Genomic DNA, 21,102 nt, shown 5'->3' on the forward strand with positions numbered 1-21,102 from the left:
CTGCAGCGCGGCGGGCCACCACCCGGCGGCGTGCAGCGCGACGGGCCGGAGCGCGGTGGGCTACAGCGCGTCGCCGGACAGGAAGACCGTGGCCCCGTCCTCACCGGTGGTCAGCACGGCGCCGCTGTCGGCCGCGGAGAGGAACACCGCCCGACCGCGGGGCAGCTCGACGGTGACACCGCCCGCGTCGACCGCGGCGTCACCGTCGACACACAGCAGGATGCGGGCGCCGGTGCCGGGGACGTCGAGCTTGTCCCGGCCGTCGGTGACCGCGCGGCGGAGCAGGAACTCCTCGACCGGCACGTCGTAGCGGTGCCAGCCGTCGGCGCCGGGGTCGGGGACCGGGGCGCGGACCGGCGGCGGCGGGGCGGTGAAGTCGAGGACGCGCAGCAGCTCCGGCACGTCGACGTGCTTGGGCGTCAGCCCGCCGCGCAGCACGTTGTCGGAGTTGGCCATCACCTCGATGCCCGCCCCGGACAGGTACGCGTGCAGGTTCCCGGCCGGCAGGTACAGCGCCTCGCCGGGGGCCAGGGTGATCCGGTTGAGCAGCAGCGCGGCGAGGACGCCCGCGTCGTCGGGGTAGCGCTCGGACAGGTCGAGCGCGGTCTTCGCCTCGCCGGTCCACTCCTGGGCGGTGCCGCGCTCCAGCAGCCGGACCGCACCGTCCTGCAGGGCCGGGACGAGCCCGTCGAGCACCGACTGGGGCAACGTGATCCACGTGGTGAACAACGCGCGCAGCCCGTCCGGGCACGGCTGGCCGGCGAGCAGCTCGGTGTAGGCGGCGAGCTCGGGGACGTCCAGGGCGCGCAGCAGCTCCACCGTGCGGGCAGGCTCGCGGAACCCGACCAGCGCGACGAACTCGGTCAGCGCGCAGATCAGCTCCGGCTTGTGGTGGGCGTCGCGGTAGTTGCGGTCCGGCGCGTCCACCGCGATCCCCGCGGCGTTCTCCCGCTCCCAGCCCTCGCGGGCCTGCTCCAGGCTCGGGTGGGCCTGCAGGCTCAGCGGCTCCTCGGCGGCCAGCACCTTCAACAGGAACGGCAGCCGTCCCTCCCAGCGGTCGCGGCCCGGGCCGAGCGCGGCGACCGGGTCGGCGGCGATGAGCTCGTGCAGCGGGCGGGTGCCCCCGGCGACCGTCGACGGGGCGGCCGGGTGCGCGCCCAGCCACAGCTCCGCCTGCGGGTGCGGTGACGGGACGGGCTCGCCGAGCAGCTCGGCGATGACCGTCCGCGAACCCCACGCGTAGGTGCGGATCGGGTTCTCCAGCAGTTCCACGGGTCTCCCGGTGTCAGGTGCGCGGGGTCAGGTGATCAGGGTGGCGCCGGTCGCCAGGCCGAGGTACACGGCGGCGATGTCGGCGCGCAGGGCGAGCACACCGGCCCGCAGCAGCGCCGCGTCGCGGGTGCCGCGCGGGATCTCGTCGACCGGGTGCGCCAGGTCGGCGTTCGGCCACTCCCGGCCGAGCACCCGGCGGCTCACCGACTGCGGGTCCTCCTCCCCCGTGCCGAGCAGCACCAGCCGCGGCGGCGGCGCGTCGCCACCGGGGGCCGGGTCGTCGAACGGGTCGTGGAAGATGTCGCCCCCGCCCCGCTCGGACAGGTCGACGGCGACGCGCAGACCGGCCAGGGTGCCCGCCTGTGCGAGCCCGTCGGCGTGCGCGACGACACCGGCGTGGGTGGCCAGCGCCAGCGCGCCGTGCCGGGCCACCGCGGCGGCGGCCGGGTCCACCCCCCACAACAGCGGCGTCCGCTCGGCCAGCCGCAGCGCGAGCGCCTTCGCCGGGTTCACGAACGGCTCGTGCGCGGGCTGGCAGCGCTCGGCCTCGGCGTCCAGCGCGTCGGCCAGCGCCTCGAGCCGGGCCGGGACCTCCTCGCTGCGCATCCCGGGCAGCAGGTCCAGCTCGGCGACGGCGACCAGCGCCACCGTCAGCGCCTGGGCGAACCCGAGCCCCTCGGGCAGCGGGATGCGCGGCTCGACCAGCCGGGCGCGCCCGGCGCCGGCCTGGGCGACCGGCCCGGAGTCCGGCGCGGACAGCACGACCTCGGCGCCGCGGTGCACCGCGACGGCGACCGACTCGGCCAGCTCCGGGTCGGTGGGGTCCGCGGAGTGCGCGACGACGACGTCCAGCGGCCCGATCCAGCCCGGCAGCCGCTCGGCGGTCACGACCGGCACCGGACAGCGGTCGGTGAGCAGGGCCGTGACGAGGTCGGCCACCACCCCGGAGACACCGGGCCGGCGCAGCAGCACCAGCGCGCGCGGACGGTGCCCGCGCAGCCGGTCCAGCCCGGCCTGGCCCGCGGTGTAGAGGGCGGAGCGGACCTGGGCGCCCGCGGTCGCGGCGGCCCGCAGGACGCCCGTGGCGTCCCGCGCCGCCAGCCCCTCGGGATCGGCCAGCAGCGTGTCGTCGAGCACCCCGTTCACCCGTCGTCCCGTCCGTCCCCCGCCGGCCCGGTCCCGGGCAGCGCCTCGTCGAGGAGCAGCACCGGGATCCCGTCGGTCACCGGGAACGCGCGACCGCACGCCGTGCAGGTCAGTCGGTCCTCACCCGGGGTCAGTACCGCGTGCGCGTCGCACGGGCAGGCCAGGATCTCCAGCAGCTGGGGGTCGAGCTGTAGGGCCACGGTTCTCCTCGTCGTCATGTCGCGCTCTCGATGCTGCCACCCGGTACCGACACTCCGCGGCAGCCGACCGGGTACGGACGCCATCACCGCAGGTGTGCGGGGCCGCGCGATCAGGCGCGCACGACCGCCAGCACCTCGTCCACCAGGGCACGGACGGCCGCGTCGTCGGCCGCCTCGACGTTGAGCCGCAGCAGCGGCTCGGTGTTCGAGGCCCGCAGGTTGAACCACGATCCGTCCGGCAGCGAGACGGTCAGGCCGTCGAGCCGGTCGAGCTCGACGCCGTCGCGCGGGCCGAAGACGCCCTCGATCTCGGCGACCCGCGCGGCCTGGTCGTCGACCGTCGAGTTGATCTCCCCGGAGGCGGCGTAGCGGTCGTAGCCCGCCATCAGCCCGGACACCGTCGCGCCGGCGGCGGCCGCCCGGTGCTCGCCGAGCGCGGCCAGCAGGTGCAGCGCCGCGAGCATGCCGGAGTCGGCCTTCCAGAAGTCGCGGAAGTAGTAGTGCGCGGAGTGCTCGCCGCCGAACACCGCGCCGGTCTCGGCCATCGTCTGCTTGATGAACGAGTGGCCCACCCGGGTGCGGACCGCACGGCCGCCGTGCTCGGCGACCAGCTCGGGGACCGCCCGCGAGGTGATCAGGTTGTGGATGACGGCGACGTCGGACTCCCCCGCCGCGTGCGCCCGGGCGAGCTCACGGGCCGCGACCAGCCCGGCGATGGCGCTGGGGCTCACCGCCTCGCCCCGCTCGTCGACGGCGAAGCAGCGGTCGGCGTCGCCGTCGAAGGCCAGGCCGAGGTCCGCGCTCTCGGCGACGACCCGCTTCTGCAGGTCGACCAGGTTCGCCGGGTCCAGCGGGTTCGCCTCGTGGTTCGGGAAGTTCCCGTCGAGCTCGAAGTACAGCGGCACGACGCGCACGTTCAGGCCGTCGAACACGGTCGGGACGGTGTGCCCGCCCATCCCGTTCCCGGCGTCGACGACGACGGTCAGCTCCGGGGAGGCGTCCAGCGAGGTCAGGTCGACCAGGCCGCGCAGGTAGCGCGCGTAGCCGGTGAGCATGTCCTCGGTGCGCACGGCACCCGGCGACGGGGCCTCGGGGACCCCGGAGTCGAGGAAGCGGCCCGCCTCGTCGCGGATCGTCGCGAGGCCGGAGTCCTGGCCGACCGGGACGGCGCCGGCGCGGCACAGCTTGATGCCGTTGTAGGCGGCCGGGTTGTGGCTCGCGGTGAACATCGCGCCGGGCAGGTCCAGCGTGCCGGAGGCGTAGTAGAGCATGTCGGTGCTCGCGAGCCCGATGTCGACGACGTCGAGCCCCTGCCCGGTCACCCCGTCGGCGAACGCCGCCGCGAGCGCGGGCGAGCTGTCCCGCATGTCCCGCCCGACGACCACCGCCGACGGCGCCGGGTCGTCGCCCGCCACGAGCCGCGCCGTCGCCGCACCCAGTGCGCGCGCGGTGGACTCGTCCAGTTGGTCGCCGACGACACCGCGGATGTCGTAGGCCTTCACGATCGCCGAGAGGTCGGGCACGACGCACGACCCTAGCGCAGCCGTGTCACCCGTCCGCGCAGGTCTCCTCACCCAGTGGGACGGCTCAGCCGTCCTCGGGCTTCGGGAGCACCCGCAGGTGGCCGCGCCGCCCCGTGCCACCGGGCCGTGCGACCACCTCGACCGGCCGGTCCACCCGGCCCGCCTCGCGCACGGCATCGGCGAGCGCGGTGAGGTCCTCGCCGCTGTGCTGGGGCTGGGCGAACTCGCCCTCGAACCGGACGACCTCCCACCCGCGGGGGGCGGTGAGGTTGTGCGCGTGCCCGGTGCAGAGGTCGTAGGAGTGCGGCTCGGCCTGCGTGGCCAGCGGGCCGACGACGGCGGTCGAGTCGGCGTAGACGTAGGTGAGCGTGGCGACGGCGAGCTCGGTGCAGCCCGTCCGTGAACATCTCCGCACACTCAACACACCGCCGACGATAGCCCGTCACGGGCCCGCCCCCGCACTGCGACGCGCACCCCGCTCGGCGGACGGTCCGCCCGCCGCGGTCGCGGGTCACCCCCGGGTGGGGCGCGGGGGTCCTAGAATGCCCTGGTGCCCACCGCTCGTCCCCAGAACGACCGCCGGTCGCCGCGCAGCCCGCGCCGGCGGGACCGGCGAGGACGCGGCCTGCGCGGCCTGATGTACCCGGTGTCGACGCCGGCCTTCCGCACCCGCGCCGAACGCTTCGACGCGAAGGTGCTGGAGGCGCTCGAACCGATCGAGGCGCGCTGGGGCCCGGAGCTGGTCGACCTCGACCTCGCCGTCGACGACGTGCCGTCGGTCGACCGCACCTCGCCCGACGAGATCGTGTGGGGCACCGGGGTGCTGGCCGACGTCGGCGTCCCGCTGGCCCACCTCGTGCCGGCCGGGGTCGACTCCGCCGGGATGCCGACCCGGGCGCGGATCGTGCTCTACCGCCGCCCGCTCGAGGCCAGGGCGCGCAACGGCGAGGACCTCGCCGACCTCGTGCACGAGGTGCTCGTCGAGCAGGTCGCGGAGTACCTCAACATCGAGCCCGACGCCGTCGACGGCGGCTGAGGCCCCGCGGCTCGACACGGCCCGGGGACGACGACGGGCCGGTCACCGTGACGGCGACCGGCCCTCGTGTTCCTGCTCCCCCGCGGAGTCTCAGACGGCGGCGCGGCGGAGGCGACGGCGCTCCCGCTCGCTCAGCCCGCCCCAGATGCCGAAACGCTCGTCCTGGGCCAGCGCGTACTCCAGGCACTCGGCCCGGACCTCGCAGCCGGAGCAGATGCGCTTGGCCTCACGGGTGGAGCCGCCCTTCTCGGGGAAGAACGCCTCCGGGTCGGTCTGCGCGCAGAGCGCACGCTCCTGCCAGTCCGGCACCTCCTCGGAGGAACCGTCGTCCAGCAGGCCCTTCAGGTCCAGGATCTGGGCGACCTGGTCGTAGTCGGCCATCTCGTGATCGGGCCGTTCGACCGTGCCCATCGGCTCGGCCCCCACCGGCCGCAGCATCCGCATGAACCCCTCGACGTCGTCCACTCGCCCACCTCCCCGCAACGCACCGGCGAATGACACCGCTGTAAGTACAGCGCTGACACTCGCTCTGTGCAAGCCGGCTCTGCCGATTGAGTGAAGGGTCGCGCGCGGGCGTTTCCTCCGACATGGAGTATGGGTACGTGCCGTCCCTGACACGCCGCATCAGCCCCTGGTTCCTGCTGATCCTCGGCGTCACCCTTCTCGGTGGTGTCCTCGCCGCCGCCGCCGTCCCCACCCGATCGGGGGTCCTGGCGACCTCCGGGATCTTCGTCCTGGTGCTCGGCGGCTGGGTGGTGTCGCTGTGCCTGCACGAGTACGGGCACGCCGTCACCGCCTATCGCGGCGGGGACACCTCGGTCGCAGCGAAGGGCTACCTGACCCTCGACGTGCGGCGCTACGCCGACCCCGGCCTGTCCCTGGTGCTGCCGCTGATCATCCTGCTGATCGGCGGGCTGCCGCTGCCCGGCGGAGCGGTGTGGATCAACCAGTGGGCGCTGCGGTCGCGGGCCCGGCGCAGCGCGGTCTCGCTGGCGGGCCCCGCGGCGAACCTGGCCCTCGGCATCGTGTTGATCATCACGGTGGCCGCGTTCCCGGGGATGCCGCTGCCGGTGGCGGCCGGGCTGTCCGCGCTCGCGTACTTCCAGATCATCGCGTTCGTGCTGAACATGCTGCCCGTGCCCGGCCTCGACGGCTGGGGGGCGCTGGAGCCGTACCTGTCCGCGCCGGCGCGGCGCCTCGGCGAGCGGGTCCGGCCCTGGGCACCGTTCGTGCTGCTCGCCCTGCTGCTGTTCGTGCCCGGGGTGAGCGCGCTGTTCTTCGCCGCCACCCAGCTGCTGTTCGGCGCCGCCGGCGGGGACCAGGAGCTGTTCCGGCTCGGCTACTCCGCGATGTTCTTCTGGCGCAGCCTCTGAGCCCGGCTCAGCGGGCGGCGGCGACCATCGTCGCGACGGTGTCGTCGTCGGCGGGCAGCGCGTCCACCGGCCACCACCGCAGGTCCAGCGACTCGTCGCTGATCCGCGGCGTCGCGCCCGCGGGGGCGCGCACCAGGTAACGCACGTCCAGGTGGCGGGTCGGGACCCCCAGCGAGCAGGTGACGGGGTGGACGTCGACGTGCAGCGGGTGCTCGTCGATCTCCAGGCCGTCGATCCCGGACTCCTCGGTGGCCTCGCGCAGCGCCGCGGCGCGCAGCGAGTCGTCGCCCGGCTCGCAGTGCCCGCCCAGCTGGATCCAGCGGCCCACCCGCGGGTGCAGGGTCAGCAGCGTGTGGTCCCCGCCCGCGTCGAGCAGCAGCGCCGACGCGGTGAGGTGCCCGGGCACGCAGGAGCGGTCGCAGGCGTCGTCGGGGCGCGCGTCGAGGAAGGCCAGCAGCGCGTGCTGCAGGGCCCGCTGGCCGGGGTCGCGCGGTGTCCAGGCGCCCAGCTCGCGGGCGGCCGTCGCCGTGGCCACCACGGCTCACAGCTCCAGCAGGCCGTCGCCGGCCGGCCGGGGCGCGCGCGGGGCGATCGGCTCGACCGGCACGCCGACGGCGACCGCACCGAGCGCCGCCCAGTCGTCGGGCAGGTCCAGGACCCGGCGGGCGACGTCCGCGGCGAAGATCGTCGAGCCGACCCAGCAGGACGCCAGCCCCTCCGCGGCCAGGGCGACCAGCAGGGACTGCACCGCCGCCCCGCCGGCGACGGTGAACATGTCCCGCTCGGCGGCGGCCCGGGCCGTGTCCGGGTAGCCGTGCATCCCCGCGGTGGACCGGAACGCCAGGATCAGCTCCGGGGCGCGGCGCAGCAGATCCCCGCGGGCGAGGCGACGCTCCACCTCGTCGGCCGGGCGCCCGTCGGCGACCAGGTCGGCGCGCCAGCGCTCGCGCAGCGCGTCGAGCACCGCGGTGCGCCGCGCCGCGTCACGCAGCCACACGAATCGGAACGGGGTGCTGTGGTGCGGCGCGGGCGCGGTCAGCGCGACGCCCACGGCGCGGCGCACGGCGTCGGTGTCGACCGGCTCGTCGGCGAAGTCCCGGGTGCTGCGACGCAGCAGGACCGCCTCGCCGCGCCCGCGGGCGATCGCCTCCTCGGTGCCCAGCCAGAACAGGTCCTCGGAGATCGGCCGGATCAGGTCACGGGCGGTCGAGCCGTCGTCGGGAAGGGCCGCGCCGCGCAGCACCGCGACCGGCAGCCCGCCGAGCTTGCCCTTCACCAGGTCCGCGGCCGCGGCGATCTCGTCGGCGACGGCGATCTCGGTGACGACCAGGTCGTTGCCCTGGCCGTCGACGGCGCCGGAGTAGCCGTGCAGCACCGGCAGCCCGGCCGAGCCGATCGCGATGTCGGTCTGGCCGACCCGCCAGCTGCGCCCCAGGGTGTCGGTGACGACGACGCCGACCTCGACCCCGAGCCGCTCCCGCAGCCCGGCGCGCAGCCCGGCCGCGCTGGCGTCCGGGTCGGCGGGCAGCAGGGCGAGCTCGTCGCGGCGGACGTTGGAGCCGTCGATGCCCGCGGCGGCCTGCACGATGCCGAGCTTCCCGGCCACGATCAGCGTCCGGCCCTTGCGGGCCACCACCCGCTCGGTCTCCTGGTCGACCAGCCTGCGGCGCAGCGCGTCGCGCTCCTCCTCGTCGGCGGGGGCCGGCACCAGCCTGCCCTCGACCTTGGAGAACACCTTGCTGGTGACCACCACGACGTCGCCGTCGCGCAGCCAGGTCATCCGCTCGGCCAGCACGGCGGTGAGGTCGTCGCCGGGGCGGAACTCCGGCAGCCCCGGGACCCCGATGATCTCCAGCCGCTGCGCCGCGTGGTCGGGGAAACCCTCAGACACCGACGCCCGCCAGCTCGAACGCGGCGCGGGCCATGGCGGCGGTCGCGTCGTGGTCGGTCATCAGCAGCGGCACCTCGCGCACGGTCGCGCCGGGCACGGTCGCGGTGTCGCCGGTGTGCACCAGGTAGCCGTCGAGCAGGCCGCCCTCGCCGCGGCCGCTGTAGTGCCGGCCCACGCCCTCGGCGCTGGTCTCGACACCGATCGCGGTCAGGCACGCGTCGGCCATGCCCCGCACCGGCGCCCCGCCCACGATCGGGGACAGCCCCACGACCTTCGCGGGCGTCGCCGCGAGGGCCTGGGCCATCCCGGGGACCGAGACGATCGTCCCGATCGACACCACCGGGTTGGACGGGGCGACGAGCACGACGTCGGCCCCGGCGATCGCGGCCCGGGCGTCGGGCAGGATCGCGGCCTGGTCGGCACCGACCGAGGCGAAGCGGTACGCCTTCGGGGCGGCCCGGTACCGGATCCACCACTCCTGGAAGTGGATCGCGACCTGCGGGGTCTCCTCGACCGCGGCCGGGTCCGGGTTGTCGATCACGACGTGGGTCTCGACGCGGTCGTCGGAGGCGGGCAGCAGCCGCACCCCGGGCTGCCAGCGGTGGCAGAGCGCCTCGGTGACCTGGGACAGCGGGTAGCCGGCACGCAGCATCCGGGTGCGGACGAGGTGGGTGGCGACGTCGCGGTCGCCCAGCCCGAACCAGCCCGCCTCGGCGCCGTAGGCCTCCAGCTCGGCCTTGACCGACCACGTCTCGTCCGAGCGGCCCCAGCCCTTCTCGACGTCGATGCCGCCGCCGAGGGTGTACATGACGGTGTCGAGGTCCGGACAGACCCGCAGCCCGTGCAGCCAGATGTCGTCGCCGACGTTGACCACGGCGGTGACCTCGTGCGCGGACTCGCCCGACCCCACGGGGGGCAGTCCGAGCGCGTGCTTCACGCCTTGCAGGAAGCGGGCTCCGCCGACGCCGCCGACCAGAACGGTGACCTTCACACGGCGACCCTACGTCGGTCAGAACGAGCGGTAGTCGCGCGGGGAGAACCGGGGCCCGAACCGGGGACGGCGGAACCCGGACGCCTCGATGTAGCGGACCGCGCGCTGGCGCTGCGGCACGTAGGGAGCGAGCACCTCGAGCATCCCCGCGTCGTCGAGGTCGTGCCCGAGCAGCGCCCAGCCGACGGTGTTGGGCACGTGGAAGTCGCCGAAGCTGACCGCGTCCGGGTCGCCCCAGGCGCGCTGGGCGATCTCCGCGGCCGTCCACACCCCGATGCCACGCACCCGGCGCAGCAGCACCCGGCCCTGCTCCCCGCCCAGCTCGGCGGCCCGCTCCAGCCGGTGGGCGACGACGGCGGCGTGCAGGATCGCCGTCCGCCGGGCGTGGTCGACGCCGGCCCGGTGCCACTCCCACTCGGGCACCGCCCGGATCTGCTCGGGCGTGGGGGGGACCCGCATGCCGGCGGGCACCACCCCGGCCGGCCCCGGCGCCGGCTCCCCGAAGCGCCACGCGAGCTCGCGGAACGAGCGGTGCGCCTCGGTGCCGGTGACCTTCTGCTCCAGCACGGCGGGCAGCAGCGCGTCCCAGACCCGGCCGGTGGAGCCCAGCCGCAGCCCGGGACGGCGCCGGTGCGCGTCGGCGACGAGCGGGTGGTGCGCCACGAACGCCGACGGGTCGTCGTCGGCCCCCAGCAGCGACGGCAGCCGGTCGATCTCCCAGGCCGCGCCCGACCCCCAGCCGGTCGCGCGCACGGTGCCGTGCGGGCCGCCGTCGGCGCGGCGGCGGATCGCGACGGTGGCCGGGCCGGCCGGCGTCGTCGAGACCCGCCAGATCACGGCGCCGTCGACGGCGGTGCGCCAGGTGGGGTCGCCGCGGCCGCGGCGCAGCGGGGCGAGGACGCCGTACAGGTCGAGCGGGAACGGCGGCCGCCATTCCCGGTCCACCACCACGGCGGCCGTCTCCACGCCCCCGATGGTCACACGTCGGGCGAGAACCGGACCCCGTGGGGCGGCAGCGTGACGTCCGGCCACACCCGCATGTTGTGCCGCAGCTCGCAGTGCGCGCCGACCACGGCCCGGTCGCCGACCACGGTGTCGCGGACGCTCGCGCCCTCCTCGACGACCGCACCGGCCCCGATCACCGAGTTCTCGACGACCGCGCCCGCCTGCACCACCGCGCCGTCGAACAGCATGGAGCCCTCGACCCGGGCGCCGGAGCCGATCCGGGCGCCGCGGCCGACGGTCGTCCCGCCGAACACGAACGCGTCGGAGGCCACCTCGGCCCCCTCCAGCACCATCGACTCGCCGGTCGGCCCGGGCAGCGCCGCCGAGGGCGCGACCCCGCGGACCAGGTCCGCCGAGCCGTGCACCAGGTCGCCGGGGGTGCCCATGTCGCGCCAGTAGGCGACGTCGACGTGGCCCTGCACGTGCGCCCCGGAGGCGAGCAGGTCGGGGAACGTCTCGCGCTCCACCGACACCGGCCTGCCCTCGGGGATGGTGTCGACGACCTCGCGGCGGAAGACGTAGCAACCGGCGTTGATCTGGTCGGTCGGCGGGTCCTCGGTCTTCTCGAGGAACTCCAGCACCCGGCCGGTCGGGTCGGTGGGGACGCAGCCGAAGGCCCGCGGGTTCTGCACCCGCACCAGGTGCAGTGTGACGTCGGCACCGGTGCTGCGGTGGGTGTCGGCGACGGCGGTCAGGTCGGTGCCCGCCAGCACGTCGCCGTTGAAGATCATGACGTGCTCGGCGGAGAGCTTGCCGGCCACGTTGCGGATGCCCCCGCCGGTGCCCAGCGGCTCGGTCTCGGTGACGTAGGTGAGGTCCAGCCCCAGCGACGAGCCGTCGCCGAAGTGCTCCTCGAAGGTCTCGGCCAGGTAGCTCGTGCCCAGCACCGCCCGCCGGATGCCCGCCTCGCGGATCCGCGACAGCAGGTGCGCCAGGAACGGCACCCCCGCCGTCGGCAGCATCGGCTTGGGCGCCGACAGGGTCAGTGGCCGCAGCCGGGTGCCCTTGCCCCCGACCAGCACGACCGCCTCGACGTCCTGCAATGCAGGTTCCCCCTCAGGTTCCTTCTTCTCGTTCGCGCTCAGCCGGTCCGCCGCAGCAGACCCGAGCGCACGGCCAGGCCGGTGCGCAGGGCCGCACGCAGCGGAGCGTGCACCGGACCGCGGTGGCGGTCGGCCAGGTAGCGGTAGGCGCTGCGGTGGTGCTCGGCGAGCATCCGTGCCGACACCTCCGGCTTGCCCGTGGACGCTCCGCCCACGTGTACGACATCGGCATCGGGGACGTACACGTTTCGCCATCCGGCGAGATCCAGCCGCATCCCCAGGTCGACGTCCTCGAAGTACATGAAGTAGCGCGGGTCGAAACCGTCGACGGAGTCGAACGCGGTGCGCCGCAGGAGCAGGCACGACCCGGACAGCCAGCCGGCCGCGCGTTCCGTCAGGTCCTCCCGGCTGCGCCGGTAGGCCGCCGTCCAGGGATTGCCCGGCCAGACCGGGGCCAGCACGGCGTGCGCCGCCCCGGCCGTCAGCGACGGCACCTCGCGCGCCGAGGGGTAGACCTCGCCGGACGGTTCGCGGATCAGCGGGCCGAGCGACCCGGCCCGGGGGTGGCGACGGCCGGCGTCGAGCAGGGTGTCCAGCGACCCGGCGCCCCACTCCAGGTCCGGGTTGGCGACGACGACCCAGCCGTATGCGTCGGGCAGCGAGGCCACGCCACGGTTGGCGGCGGCGCCGTAGCCGACGTTCTCGCCGATCGGCAGGAACGTCACGTGGTCGCGCTCGCGGGCCGCGCGCTCGGGGGCGCCGTCGACGGATCCGTTGTCGGCCAGGACGACCGGCACGTCCGTGCGGGCCGTCGCGCCCTGCAGCGAGTCGAGGAAGGTGTCCAGCAGCGCGCCCGGCGAGTAGGTCACCGTGACGACGGCGACCCCGTCGCCGTAGGACCGTGCGTCGTCGGTCACGTGGCCTCCCCGTCCTTTTCGTCCACCCCGCGCATGTCCCGCAACCTAGTCAGCACGGGCACGCCCGCGCCCGGCGGCTCCGTCCGGCACCGCCCGTTCGCGCCCGTGAAGATCACACTCCGTCACCGCGACCATGATTGCGATACTCTCACTCCAACATTCGGACCGCCCCCGAGCAGCGACGACACGTCGTACCCGTGCGTCACCCTCAAGTCCGGACCCCCTACGACGACCGGGCGAGCAACCCGACACGCAGGCCCGTACGACCCACGGCGCGGGCCCGGATGCTGCACCCTGGTCCCCGACCGGGGTGTCCGGTCCCAGAGACGCACGGGCCGCGCTCCGGTTCACCGGACTCCCCCGTCCGGGTGAGACGCGGCGGCGCGGACGAGACGGACCCCGAGGGGAGCGAGCATGGGCGAGGGCTACCGGGACCGCTCCCGCCCGTCGGCCGCCGAGCGCGCCGCCGCGCGACGGTCCGGCCGCCCCGCCGCCCCCGACGACCGGTGGCGCTCGCCCCGGGTCCGCCCGGACACCGGCGCCGCGCGCGGCCGCCCCGCGGGCTCCGCCGGCTGGAGCCGGGCAGGGACCGCGACCGGCCCCGACGAGCACCCCCCGTACCCGGCGCGGGGCGGGCGCACCGGCGGACGACCGCCCCGGGGCCGCGGGCTGCTGGCCCGGCTGCGGCTCGCCGTCGCCGTGCTGTCGGCGCTGACGGTGCTGCTCACCGGCGCCGTGTGGACGCTCTACCGCGACGTCACCGGCGGCATCACCACGACGAACCTGCTGTTCGGCGGCTCCGCGGGCGGCGAGCAGAACATCCTGCTGGTCGGCGTGGACAGCCGTACCGACGCGCAGGGCAACCCGCTGCCGGCCGACGTCCTGGCCCAGCTGCGCAGCGGCGCCGAGTCCGGCGTCCTCAACTCCGACACGATCATCGTCGTGCACCTGCCCGCCGACGGCGGCAGCGCGACCGCGTTCTCCATCCCGCGCGACTCCGAGGTGTCGATCCCCGGGATCGGCCGCAACAAGATCAACGCCGCCTACCCGCAGACGAAGGCGGAGACCGCGTCCCGGTTGGTCGCCGAGGGCGTGCGCGACCCCCGGCAGATCGACCAGGACTCGTCGCAGGCCGGTCGGCAGGCCCTGATCGACACCGTGCAGGACCTCACCGGGCTGGCCATCGACCACTTCGCCGAGGTCAACCTGCTCGGCTTCTACAACCTCACCAACGCCGTCGGCGGCGTCGACGTCTGTCTCAGGGCCCCGGCCAGGGACGAGTTCTCCGGCGCCGACTTCCCCGCAGGCCCGCAGACGATCTCCGGTGCCGACGCGCTCGCGTTCGTCCGGCAGCGGCACGGGCTCGCCGGCGGGGACCTGTCGCGTATCAACCGTCAGCAGGTGTTCCTCGCCGCGGTCGCCAACAAGGTCCTGTCCTCGGGCACGCTCACCGACCCGACCAAGCTCGGAGCGCTCATCGAGGTGATCCAGCAGTCGGTCGTCATCGACAGCGGCTGGGACCTGCTCGGCTTCGCCCGCGAGGCGTCGTCGATCGCGGCCGGGAGGATGGACTTCCTGACCATCCCCACCGGCGGCCCGGAGACCACCCGCGGCAAGGACGTGCTGCTCGTCGACCCCGCCGAGGTCCGCGACTTCGTCGCCCACCACACCGACCCCGAGCCCGAGGAGGCGCCCGCGACCTCCACGGAGGCGGCGGCGCCGGTCGTGGCCGACGTGGCGAACGGGTCCGGGGTGACCGGGCTGGCCGCGCAGGTCGCCGACACCCTGGGCCGCACCGGGTTCACCCCCGGCGAGGTCGGCAACGCCCCGGACCGCACCACCTCGGTGGTCCGCTACAGCCAGGCCGACGGCGACGCCGCCGCCCGCCGGGTCGCCGAGGCGCTGGGCGGCATCGGCGTCGAGCAGTCCGACGCCGTCGCCCAGGGCCGGGTCCAGGTGCTGCTCGGCACCGACCGCGCGAACGGCGGCCGGTCGACCTCCGCGGCGGCCGCGCCCGCCGCCGCCCCGGCTCCCTCGACCCCGCCGATCACCGCGGGCGGGGTCCCCTGCATCGACTGACGTAGCGTTCCGGCGTGATGGACACCGTCTTCGGCTCCGGCCTGTTCCTCACCGACGCGCTGCTCGGCCCGGCGCTCGGCGCCGCCGCCCCGCGACCGCTGGTCACCCACTACGACGACGCGACCGGCGAGCGGACCGAGCTGTCCGGCACGACCACCGCGAACTGGACAGCGAAGGCGGCGAACCTGCTGCGCGACGAGGTCGACGTCGAGCCGGGCACCCGGGTCGCGGCGCTGCTGCCCGCGCACTGGCAGACCGTCGCCGCGCTGCTGGCCGTGTGGTCCTGCGGCGCGGAGCTGGTCGGCGACCCGGCGGGCGCGGACGTCGTGCTCGCCGACGCGGCGCGGCTCGACGTGGCGCTCGCGGCCGGGGCGGGCACGGTCGTCGCGTTCTCGCTGGACTTCTTCGGCCGCGGCCTGGGCGACCTCCCCGGTGGCACCGTCGACTTCGCGACCGAGGTGCGGGTGCACGGCGACGAGTTCGTCCCGTGGGACCCGGTGGACGGCGCGGCCCCGGCCTGGGACGGCGCGAGCGGCGAGCAGGTCCTGGCCGCGGCCCGGGAGCGTGCGGACGCACTCGGCATCACCGCGGGCGCCCGGGTGCTGTCGAGCACCGGCTGGGACAGCGCGGACGGCCTGCGCGACGGGCTGCTCGCCGTCCTCGCGGCGGGGGCCTCGCTGGTCCAGACCGTGAACGCCGCCGGGGACCCGGCGGTCCTCGACCGCCGCGCGGAGTCCGAGCGGGTCACCCTGCGCCTGGGGTGAGCGGCGGCCCCGGCCGGGGGTCATGACACCCTGGTCGACCGTGACCCCCTCTGTGAGCGCCCGGGACGTCGACGACGCGGCGGCCCGGCTCCGCGCCGTCATCGGCCCGACCCCGCTGCAGCTCAACCCCCGCCTGTCCGACGCGCTCGGCGGCGAGGTCTGGGTCAAGCGCGAGGACCTGCAGCCGGTCCGTTCGTACAAGATCCGCGGCGCCTACAACCTCATCGCGCAGCTGCCCGAGGCCGACCGTCTCGCCGGCGTCGTCTGCGCCAGCGCCGGCAACCACGCCCAGGGCGTCGCGTTCGCCTGCCAGCGCCTCGGCGTGACCGGGCGGGTCTACCTGCCCGGCACGACTCCGCGCCAGAAGCGGGACCGGGTCGCGCGGCTGGGCCGTGACGCCGTCGAGGTGCGGGTGGTCGGCAACACCTACGACGAGGCCGCCGCGGCCGCCCGTGCCGACGCCGCGTCCACCGGTGCCACCCAGGTGCCCGCCTTCGACGACCCGCGCACCGTCGCGGGCCAGGGCACGATCGCCCGCGAGATCCTCTCCCAGCTGGCCGACCCGCCGGACGTGCTGGTCGTGCCGGTCGGTGGCGGCGGACTGCTCGCCGGGGCCATCACCTACCTGCGCGAGCACGCGCCGTCGACCCGGATCGTGGGCGTCGAGCCCGCCGGGGCGGCGAGCATGGCGGCCGCGGTCGCCGCGGGCGAGCCGGTCGACCTGGGGGCGCTGGACCCGTTCGTCGACGGCGCCGCCGTGCGCAAGGTCGGCGCGGCCACCTTCGACGTGGTGCGCGACGCGGGCGTGGAGCTGCTCGCGGTGCCCGAGGGCCGGATCTGCGTCGAGATGCTCGCGCTCTACCAGTCCGACGGGATCATCGCCGAGCCCGCGGGCGCGCTGTCCCCCGCGGCGCTGGACCGGCTCGACATCCCCCGCGACGCGACGACGGTCTGCCTGCTCTCGGGCGGCAACAACGACGTCTCCCGCTACGCCGACATCGTCGAGCGCGCCCTGGTCTTCGAGGGCCGCAAGCACTACTTCCTCGTCGAGTTCCCGCAGGAGCCGGGCGCGCTGCGCCGGTTCCTCGACGACGTCCTCGGCCCGGACGACGACATCACCCTGTTCGAGTACACCAAGCGCTCCAACCGGGAGACCGGCCCGGCCCTGGTCGGCATCGAGCTGGGTTCGCCGGACGACCTGCCCGCGCTGCTCAAGCGGATGCAGGAGGCTCCCCCGCACATCGAGCCGATCCCGCCGGACAGCCCGCTGTTCGGCTTCATCCTGTAGACGCCGCGCGCAACACGGCGGCAATCCGGGCCGCCTACCGTGCACGACCGTGCCCGAGATGATGTTCGACGTCCGCTGGCCGGACGGCACCGAGGTCAGCTACTACTCGCCGTCGCTGGTGGTGACCGAGCACCTGGACACCGGCACGACCTACCCGGTGGCCGAGTTCGTCACGCGCAGCCGCACCTGCATGGAGATCGCCGACGCGCGGGTGCGGGCGAAGTACGGGTTCGGCTGCGCGCAGTCGGCGCGGACGATCGCGCTCATCGACGCGGCCGCGGGGCGGTTCGCCCCGACCGACGAGGTGCGAGTGGAGGGCTTCCGCCGCTGACACCGCCGGGTCCTGCGGTGATGCGGCCGCCACGGCGCGGCGTCACGCGGCGGCCCGGCGCCGCCGCAGCACCAGGTGCAGCGCCACCCCGGCGAGCAGCCCCCAGAACGCCCCGCCGATCCCGGCGATCGTGACCCCGGCCGCCGAGACCAGGAACGCGGCGGCAGCGGGCACCCGCGCGACGGCCGGGTCCGGCGTCGGGTCGGCGACGGCGAGGGCCCCGGCGAGCGCGGCACCGAACGTCCCGAGCAGCGCCAGCCCCGCGACGGACTCCACGACCCCGGGCGGCGCGGCCGCGACCAGGGCGGCCATCGTCGTCGCGAGCGGGGCCAGCAGCAGGCAGGCGACGCCGTTGGCCTGGCAGGCGACCCAGCGTCGCGCCGGGTCCGGGTGGGACTCGGGCGAGGCGGGCAGCGCCGCGGTGATCGCGGCCAGGTTGATCGCGTGCGCACCGGCCGGGGCCCCGAGGACCGTCCCGGCGCCGGTGAACACCATCGCGTACCGCCAGGGGACGGGGTAGCCCGCCGCGGCGAGCACCGCGACGCCGGGCACGTTCTGCGAGGCCATCGTGACCACCCAGAGCGGCAGCGCGACCCCCACCAGGGCCGCGACCGAGAAGGCCGGGGCGGTGAGGGCGATCTCCGGCGGGCGCAGCCACGACCAGCCGTCGGCGAGCACGACGACGATCACCAGCGCCAGCCCGAACGCGGCCGGGGACGCCCAGCGCGGCGCGAACCGCGACAGGACGACCCACAGGACCACGATCGGCGCCACCAGCAGCGGCCGCTCGACCAGCGCACGGACCGGCGCCAGGCACAGCGGCAGCAGCACACCGGCCAGCATCGCCTGCGCGATCGGCGCCGGGATCGCGCCGACGAGCCGCCCGAGCGGGCGCACGAGCCCGGTCGCGACGATCAGCAGACCGCCGACGACGAACGCGCCGACCACGGCGGGCCACCCACCCGCGACGGCTCCGGTGGAGGCCAGCAACGCCGCGCCGGGAGTGGACCAGGCGACCATCAGCGGGCGGCGGAACCGGCGGGACAGCCAGATCGTCGCCACCCCCATCAGCGCGGTGAGCACCACCAGCCCGGACGCGGCCTGCGCCGGGTCGGCACCGGCCGCCGTCAGCCCGGCGAGGACGACGGCGAACGAGCTGGTCACCCCGATCACCGCGGAGACGACACCGACCGACACCGGTTGCGCCCAGGAACGATCCACGGCGCCACCCTAACCGCGTCGTTCTGTAAACAGAACTCACCGGGGGCGGTAAGCAGGATGTTCTGCAGCCGATACACGGGGTGCCGCCGACCCGACCAAAGATGACCGAACCGTGTCGTCCGGAAAACAGGCGGTGACGTCCGGTCCGCCGATCTTGGTACGGCCACCTGCCGCGGCCCATCCTGCGTGGGCCGCCGCACCCGCCGGGCGCGGCTCTACCGGAAGGCCCGTCTCATGAAGCTGCCCGTCGCTCTGGCCCTGGTGATCGGCGTCGCCGGGGCGGTGATCGCGTACCTCTACCTCGGTCCGCTCTCCGGGCTCGGCCTGTTCGTACCGGCGACGTTCCTGGGCGCCGCGACGTTCTTCGCGGCGGGCGGTGACCGGCCCGCGCTGGTCACCGCTCTGGCCACGAACGTCTGGGGCATCGTCACCGGCACCGTCATGCTGGTCCTGGCCGGACTCACCACGAACCCCGCCCTGCTGGGTCTGATCATCGGTGGGATGACCGCGGTGTTCATCCTCGGTGCGCTCGTACCGGTGCTCGGGTTCGTCCCCGGCGCGGTCGTCGGGTTCGCCACGACCGCGGCGTTCGGCCTGCTCAGCGGGGCGTCGGGCACCGACTTCTCGCTGCCCACCGGCCCCTTCACGGTGATGCTGCTGTCGTTCGTGGTCGGCTCGGTCGTGCTGGGCTACGGCTGCAGCCTGGTCGTCGGCCGCCTGACCGCCCGCTCCGCGGCACCCGCCGCGGCCTGACCGGCGGCGGCGCCCGGTGCGACTGGTGACCACCGGCGAGGCCGCGACCAGACTGGCCCTGAGCCCGCGGGCACTGCACCGCTGGGCCGGGGCCGGCCTGGTGACACCGGCCTTCCGGGAACCGGACGGCCGTGACCTGTGGGACGTGGAGGATCTGCGGGACCAGGTCACGGCGCTCCCGGCCCGCTTCTCCGCGGCCACCGCGGTGCGCGACCCGGGGACGCCCGTGCCGCGGCCCGGCCCGGACGCGCCGGCGGGGTAGCCCGCGCTCCCCCGCCGCGGGCGTCCACCTGTCCGGACGGGCCGGGCTACAGTCGCCCGGTGGACGACGGGGCGCTGCGCACGGCCGTCGGCGCACGGCTGCGGACGGCCCGGGCCGCACGCGGCCTGTCCCTCGGAGCGCTCGCGGAGCGGGCGGGGATCGGCAAGGGCTCGCTGTCGGAGATCGAGAACGGCAGCCGCAACCCCACCCTGTCCACCCTCTACGCGCTCGCGGACGCCCTCGGCGTACCGCTGTCGCGGCTGCTCGCCGAGCACCCCGGGGCCGAGGTCGCCGGCCCCGGCATCACCGCGCGCCTGCTGGACACGGCCACCGACGACCACGGCACCGTCGAGGTGTACGCCCTGGCCCTCGTCCCGGAGGCGGTGCACGTGTCCCCCGGGCACGGTCCGGGCGTGATGGAGCACCTGCTCGTCACCCGCGGTGCCGTCCGGGCCGGACGCAGCGGGCGCGAGGCCGACCTCGGCACCGGCGAGGCCACCCGCTGGCCCGCCGACGGCGAGCACACCTACACCGCCCTCGCCGGGGAACCGGCCGCGGCCGTGCTCGTCATCCGCACCCCGCCGGGTCCGTGATCGTCAGCACCTGGGCGCGGTGCGCGCGGCCCCGTACCGCGCCCATGTACTGATCGTCAGGCCGCCGCGTCCCACCGGGCGAGCACCCCGGCTGGCGTACAGGGTCGGTGCCCGCCAGCGCCGCCGGGTCCAGGCCCGCTCGCGCAGCGCGTTCAGCGGCCGGATCGTCGCCGTCCACGACGGCCCCGTCCGTGGGCCGTCAGGGTGTCACCTGAGCAGCGAACGCGCCATCACCATCCGCTGGATCTGGTTGGTGCCCTCGTAGATCTGGGTGATCTTCGCGTCGCGCATCATGCGCTCGGCCGGGAAGTCGCGGGTGTAGCCCGCGCCGCCGAGCAGCTGGACGGCGTCGGTGGTCACCTGCATCGCGGTGTCGGAGGCGAAGCACTTGGCGGCCGAGGAGATGAAGCCCAGGTCGGGCTCGTTGCGCTCGGCGCGCGAGGCGGCCACGTAGCAGAGCTGGCGGGCGGCCTCGACCTTCATCGCCATGTCGGCGAGCATGAACTGCAGACCCTGGAACTCGGCCAGGTGCCTGCCGAACTGCTTGCGCTCCTTCATGTACTGCGTCGCGACGTCGAGCGCGCCCTGCGCGATGCCGACGGCCTGCGCACCGATGGTCGGACGCGTGTGGTCCAGCGTGCGCAGCGCGGTCTTGAAGCCGGTGCCCTCGGCGCCGATGATCCGGTCGGCCGGGATGCGGCAGTCCTCGAAGTGGATCTCGCGGGTCGGCGAGCCGTGGATCCCGAGCTTGCGCTCCTTGGTGCCGACGACGAAGCCCGGGTCGTCGGAGTGGACCACGAACGCCGAGATCCCGTTGGCCTTCTTCTCCGGGTCGGTGACGGCCATGACCGTGTACCAGGTCGACTCGCCGGCGTTGGTGATCCAGCACTTGGTGCCGTTGAGGACCCACTCGTCGCCGTCGCGGCGGGCGCGGGTCTTCATCGACGCGGCGTCGGAGCCCGCCTCCCGCTCGGAGAGCGCGTAGCTGACCATCGCCTCGCCGGCGGCGACCGACGGCAGGACCTGCTTCTTCAGCTCGTCCGAGGCGGACAGCAGGATCGGGGTGAGCCCGAGGCCGTTCACCCCGGGGATCAGCGACGACGACGCGCAGACCCGCGCGACCTCCTCGATCACGATGCAGCCGGCGAGCTCGTCGGCGCCCTGGCCGCCGTACTCCTCCGGGATGATCACGGCCTGGAAGCCGGCCTTGACCAGCGCGTCGCGCGCCTCGACGGGGTACCGGCCCTGCTCGTCGACGTCGGCGGCGTGCGGGGCGATCTCCTTCTCCGCCAGGTCCCGGACCGCCTCGCGGAGGGCCGTGTGCTCGTCGCTGAGCCGGTAGCTGTCGAACTCGCTGTTCATGCCGACCATGCTAACGGCACTCCGTGCCACATGTCACGGGACCTTGCTACCC

The 21,102-nt window shown here is 75.3% G+C and carries 23 protein-coding genes; 9 read left to right on the plus strand and 14 right to left on the minus strand.

Features of this window, described 5'->3' with window-relative positions:
- Positions 1-60: 60 nt before the first annotated feature.
- From manA to MTO91_RS21880, 5 genes are all read right to left on the minus strand, one after another.
- Positions 61-1,272, minus strand: coding sequence for a mannose-6-phosphate isomerase, class I (gene manA, locus MTO91_RS21860; protein ID WP_062397559.1), 1,212 nt, complete (start codon positions 1,270-1,272; stop codon positions 61-63).
- 27 nt (positions 1,273-1,299) lie between these two features.
- Entirely contained in the window at positions 1,300-2,418 is a 1,119-nt protein-coding gene (locus MTO91_RS21865) for a hypothetical protein (RefSeq protein WP_405415209.1), read from the minus strand.
- Complete coding sequence (locus MTO91_RS21870; RefSeq protein ID WP_020627721.1) at positions 2,415-2,618, minus strand: Trm112 family protein; 204 nt, start codon at positions 2,616-2,618, stop codon at positions 2,415-2,417. Before MTO91_RS21870 ends, MTO91_RS21865 begins: the two co-directional genes overlap by 4 nt.
- A gap of 110 nt (positions 2,619-2,728) precedes the next feature.
- On the minus strand, positions 2,729-4,141 hold the full coding sequence (locus MTO91_RS21875) for a phosphomannomutase/phosphoglucomutase (protein ID WP_476652564.1): 1,413 nt from the start codon (positions 4,139-4,141) through the stop codon (positions 2,729-2,731).
- Positions 4,142-4,205: 64 nt separating this feature from the next.
- The gene (locus MTO91_RS21880) at positions 4,206-4,556 is read right to left on the minus strand and encodes a DUF3499 domain-containing protein (protein ID WP_020627719.1); all 351 of its coding nucleotides are present in this window, start codon (positions 4,554-4,556) and stop codon (positions 4,206-4,208) included.
- A gap of 135 nt (positions 4,557-4,691) precedes the next feature.
- Here MTO91_RS21880 and MTO91_RS21885 point away from each other — a divergent pair, with 135 nt between their 5' ends.
- Positions 4,692-5,177, plus strand: coding sequence for a metallopeptidase family protein (locus MTO91_RS21885; RefSeq protein WP_174525520.1), 486 nt, complete (start codon positions 4,692-4,694; stop codon positions 5,175-5,177).
- Positions 5,178-5,267: 90 nt separating this feature from the next.
- Here MTO91_RS21885 and MTO91_RS21890 read toward each other — a convergent pair whose 3' ends face one another.
- Complete coding sequence (locus tag MTO91_RS21890) at positions 5,268-5,558, minus strand: WhiB family transcriptional regulator (RefSeq protein ID WP_083658828.1); 291 nt, start codon at positions 5,556-5,558, stop codon at positions 5,268-5,270.
- Between the two features lie 221 nt (positions 5,559-5,779).
- Here MTO91_RS21890 and MTO91_RS21895 point away from each other — a divergent pair, with 221 nt between their 5' ends.
- Positions 5,780-6,550 (plus strand): site-2 protease family protein, encoded by a 771-nt coding sequence (locus MTO91_RS21895; protein ID WP_476652565.1) that lies wholly within the window; start codon positions 5,780-5,782, stop codon positions 6,548-6,550.
- A gap of 7 nt (positions 6,551-6,557) precedes the next feature.
- Here MTO91_RS21895 and MTO91_RS21900 read toward each other — a convergent pair whose 3' ends face one another.
- Genes MTO91_RS21900 through MTO91_RS21925 form a run of 6 tightly spaced genes read right to left on the minus strand, consistent with a single transcriptional unit; the run spans position 6,558 to position 12,397 of the window.
- Positions 6,558-7,088: an NUDIX hydrolase gene (locus tag MTO91_RS21900; protein WP_073576348.1), complete on the minus strand. Its 531-nt coding sequence runs from the start codon at positions 7,086-7,088 to the stop codon at positions 6,558-6,560.
- Positions 7,089-7,091: 3 nt separating this feature from the next.
- Positions 7,092-8,441 carry a coenzyme F420-0:L-glutamate ligase gene (locus MTO91_RS21905; RefSeq protein WP_476652567.1) on the minus strand — a complete coding sequence of 450 codons (1,350 nt, stop codon included), beginning with the start codon at positions 8,439-8,441 and terminating at the stop codon, positions 7,092-7,094.
- The gene (gene cofD / locus MTO91_RS21910) at positions 8,434-9,432 is read right to left on the minus strand and encodes a 2-phospho-L-lactate transferase (RefSeq protein ID WP_476652568.1); all 999 of its coding nucleotides are present in this window, start codon (positions 9,430-9,432) and stop codon (positions 8,434-8,436) included. The genes MTO91_RS21905 and cofD overlap by 8 nt, the downstream gene beginning before the upstream one ends.
- An 18-nt stretch (positions 9,433-9,450) precedes the next feature.
- Complete coding sequence (locus MTO91_RS21915) at positions 9,451-10,398, minus strand: DNA-3-methyladenine glycosylase family protein (RefSeq protein WP_476652570.1); 948 nt, start codon at positions 10,396-10,398, stop codon at positions 9,451-9,453.
- A gap of 11 nt (positions 10,399-10,409) precedes the next feature.
- Positions 10,410-11,480 (minus strand): mannose-1-phosphate guanylyltransferase, encoded by a 1,071-nt coding sequence (gene manB, locus MTO91_RS21920; protein ID WP_476652572.1) that lies wholly within the window; start codon positions 11,478-11,480, stop codon positions 10,410-10,412.
- A 38-nt stretch (positions 11,481-11,518) separates the two neighbouring features.
- On the minus strand, positions 11,519-12,397 hold the full coding sequence (locus MTO91_RS21925) for a glycosyltransferase family 2 protein (RefSeq protein WP_476652574.1): 879 nt from the start codon (positions 12,395-12,397) through the stop codon (positions 11,519-11,521).
- Positions 12,398-12,811: 414 nt separating this feature from the next.
- Here MTO91_RS21925 and MTO91_RS21930 point away from each other — a divergent pair, with 414 nt between their 5' ends.
- Genes MTO91_RS21930 through MTO91_RS21945 form a run of 4 tightly spaced genes read left to right on the plus strand, consistent with a single transcriptional unit; the run spans position 12,812 to position 16,859 of the window.
- Positions 12,812-14,476, plus strand: a complete 1,665-nt coding sequence (locus MTO91_RS21930; RefSeq protein ID WP_476652575.1) for an LCP family protein — start codon at positions 12,812-12,814, stop codon at positions 14,474-14,476.
- Between the two features lie 17 nt (positions 14,477-14,493).
- Positions 14,494-15,240, plus strand: a complete 747-nt coding sequence (locus tag MTO91_RS21935) for a TIGR03089 family protein (RefSeq protein WP_476654945.1) — start codon at positions 14,494-14,496, stop codon at positions 15,238-15,240.
- A 22-nt stretch (positions 15,241-15,262) separates the two neighbouring features.
- Positions 15,263-16,528 (plus strand): threonine ammonia-lyase IlvA, encoded by a 1,266-nt coding sequence (gene ilvA / locus MTO91_RS21940; protein ID WP_179761874.1) that lies wholly within the window; start codon positions 15,263-15,265, stop codon positions 16,526-16,528.
- A 58-nt stretch (positions 16,529-16,586) separates the two neighbouring features.
- Positions 16,587-16,859: an MSMEG_0570 family nitrogen starvation response protein gene (locus MTO91_RS21945; RefSeq protein ID WP_202416400.1), complete on the plus strand. Its 273-nt coding sequence runs from the start codon at positions 16,587-16,589 to the stop codon at positions 16,857-16,859.
- Between the two features lie 42 nt (positions 16,860-16,901).
- Here MTO91_RS21945 and MTO91_RS21950 read toward each other — a convergent pair whose 3' ends face one another.
- A complete protein-coding gene (locus tag MTO91_RS21950; protein WP_476652577.1) occupies positions 16,902-18,080 on the minus strand; it encodes a benzoate/H(+) symporter BenE family transporter in 1,179 nt (392 codons plus the stop codon).
- Positions 18,081-18,314: 234 nt separating this feature from the next.
- On the opposite strand from MTO91_RS21950, the gene MTO91_RS21955 reads away from it, so the two are divergent.
- Genes MTO91_RS21955 through MTO91_RS21965 form a run of 3 tightly spaced genes read left to right on the plus strand, consistent with a single transcriptional unit; the run spans position 18,315 to position 19,688 of the window.
- Positions 18,315-18,833 carry a DUF1097 domain-containing protein gene (locus MTO91_RS21955; RefSeq protein ID WP_251784309.1) on the plus strand — a complete coding sequence of 173 codons (519 nt, stop codon included), beginning with the start codon at positions 18,315-18,317 and terminating at the stop codon, positions 18,831-18,833.
- 25 nt (positions 18,834-18,858) lie between these two features.
- On the plus strand, positions 18,859-19,095 hold the full coding sequence (locus MTO91_RS21960) for a MerR family transcriptional regulator (protein WP_476652579.1): 237 nt from the start codon (positions 18,859-18,861) through the stop codon (positions 19,093-19,095).
- 59 nt (positions 19,096-19,154) lie between these two features.
- Entirely contained in the window at positions 19,155-19,688 is a 534-nt protein-coding gene (locus tag MTO91_RS21965; protein ID WP_179761871.1) for a helix-turn-helix domain-containing protein, read from the plus strand.
- 207 nt (positions 19,689-19,895) lie between these two features.
- Here MTO91_RS21965 and MTO91_RS21970 read toward each other — a convergent pair whose 3' ends face one another.
- Positions 19,896-21,050: an acyl-CoA dehydrogenase gene (locus tag MTO91_RS21970; protein WP_208821713.1), complete on the minus strand. Its 1,155-nt coding sequence runs from the start codon at positions 21,048-21,050 to the stop codon at positions 19,896-19,898.
- Positions 21,051-21,102 lie beyond the last annotated feature (52 nt).

The organism is Pseudonocardia sp. 2-7 (assembly GCF_056341085.1).

Excerpts from the sequence above, each read along its gene's own strand:
- MTO91_RS21890 (WP_083658828.1), bottom strand. The coding sequence starts at position 5,558 with ATGGCCGACTACGACCAGGTCGCCCAGATCCTGGACCTGAAGGGCCTG.
- MTO91_RS21930 (WP_476652575.1), top strand. The coding sequence starts at position 12,812 with ATGGGCGAGGGCTACCGGGACCGCTCCCGCCCGTCGGCCGCCGAGCGC.
- MTO91_RS21935 (WP_476654945.1), top strand. The coding sequence starts at position 14,494 with ATGGACACCGTCTTCGGCTCCGGCCTGTTCCTCACCGACGCGCTGCTC.
- ilvA (WP_179761874.1), top strand. The coding sequence starts at position 15,263 with ATGACACCCTGGTCGACCGTGACCCCCTCTGTGAGCGCCCGGGACGTC.
- MTO91_RS21945 (WP_202416400.1), top strand. The coding sequence starts at position 16,587 with ATGATGTTCGACGTCCGCTGGCCGGACGGCACCGAGGTCAGCTACTAC.
- MTO91_RS21955 (WP_251784309.1), top strand. The coding sequence starts at position 18,315 with ATGAAGCTGCCCGTCGCTCTGGCCCTGGTGATCGGCGTCGCCGGGGCG.
- MTO91_RS21970 (WP_208821713.1), bottom strand. The coding sequence starts at position 21,050 with ATGAACAGCGAGTTCGACAGCTACCGGCTCAGCGACGAGCACACGGCC.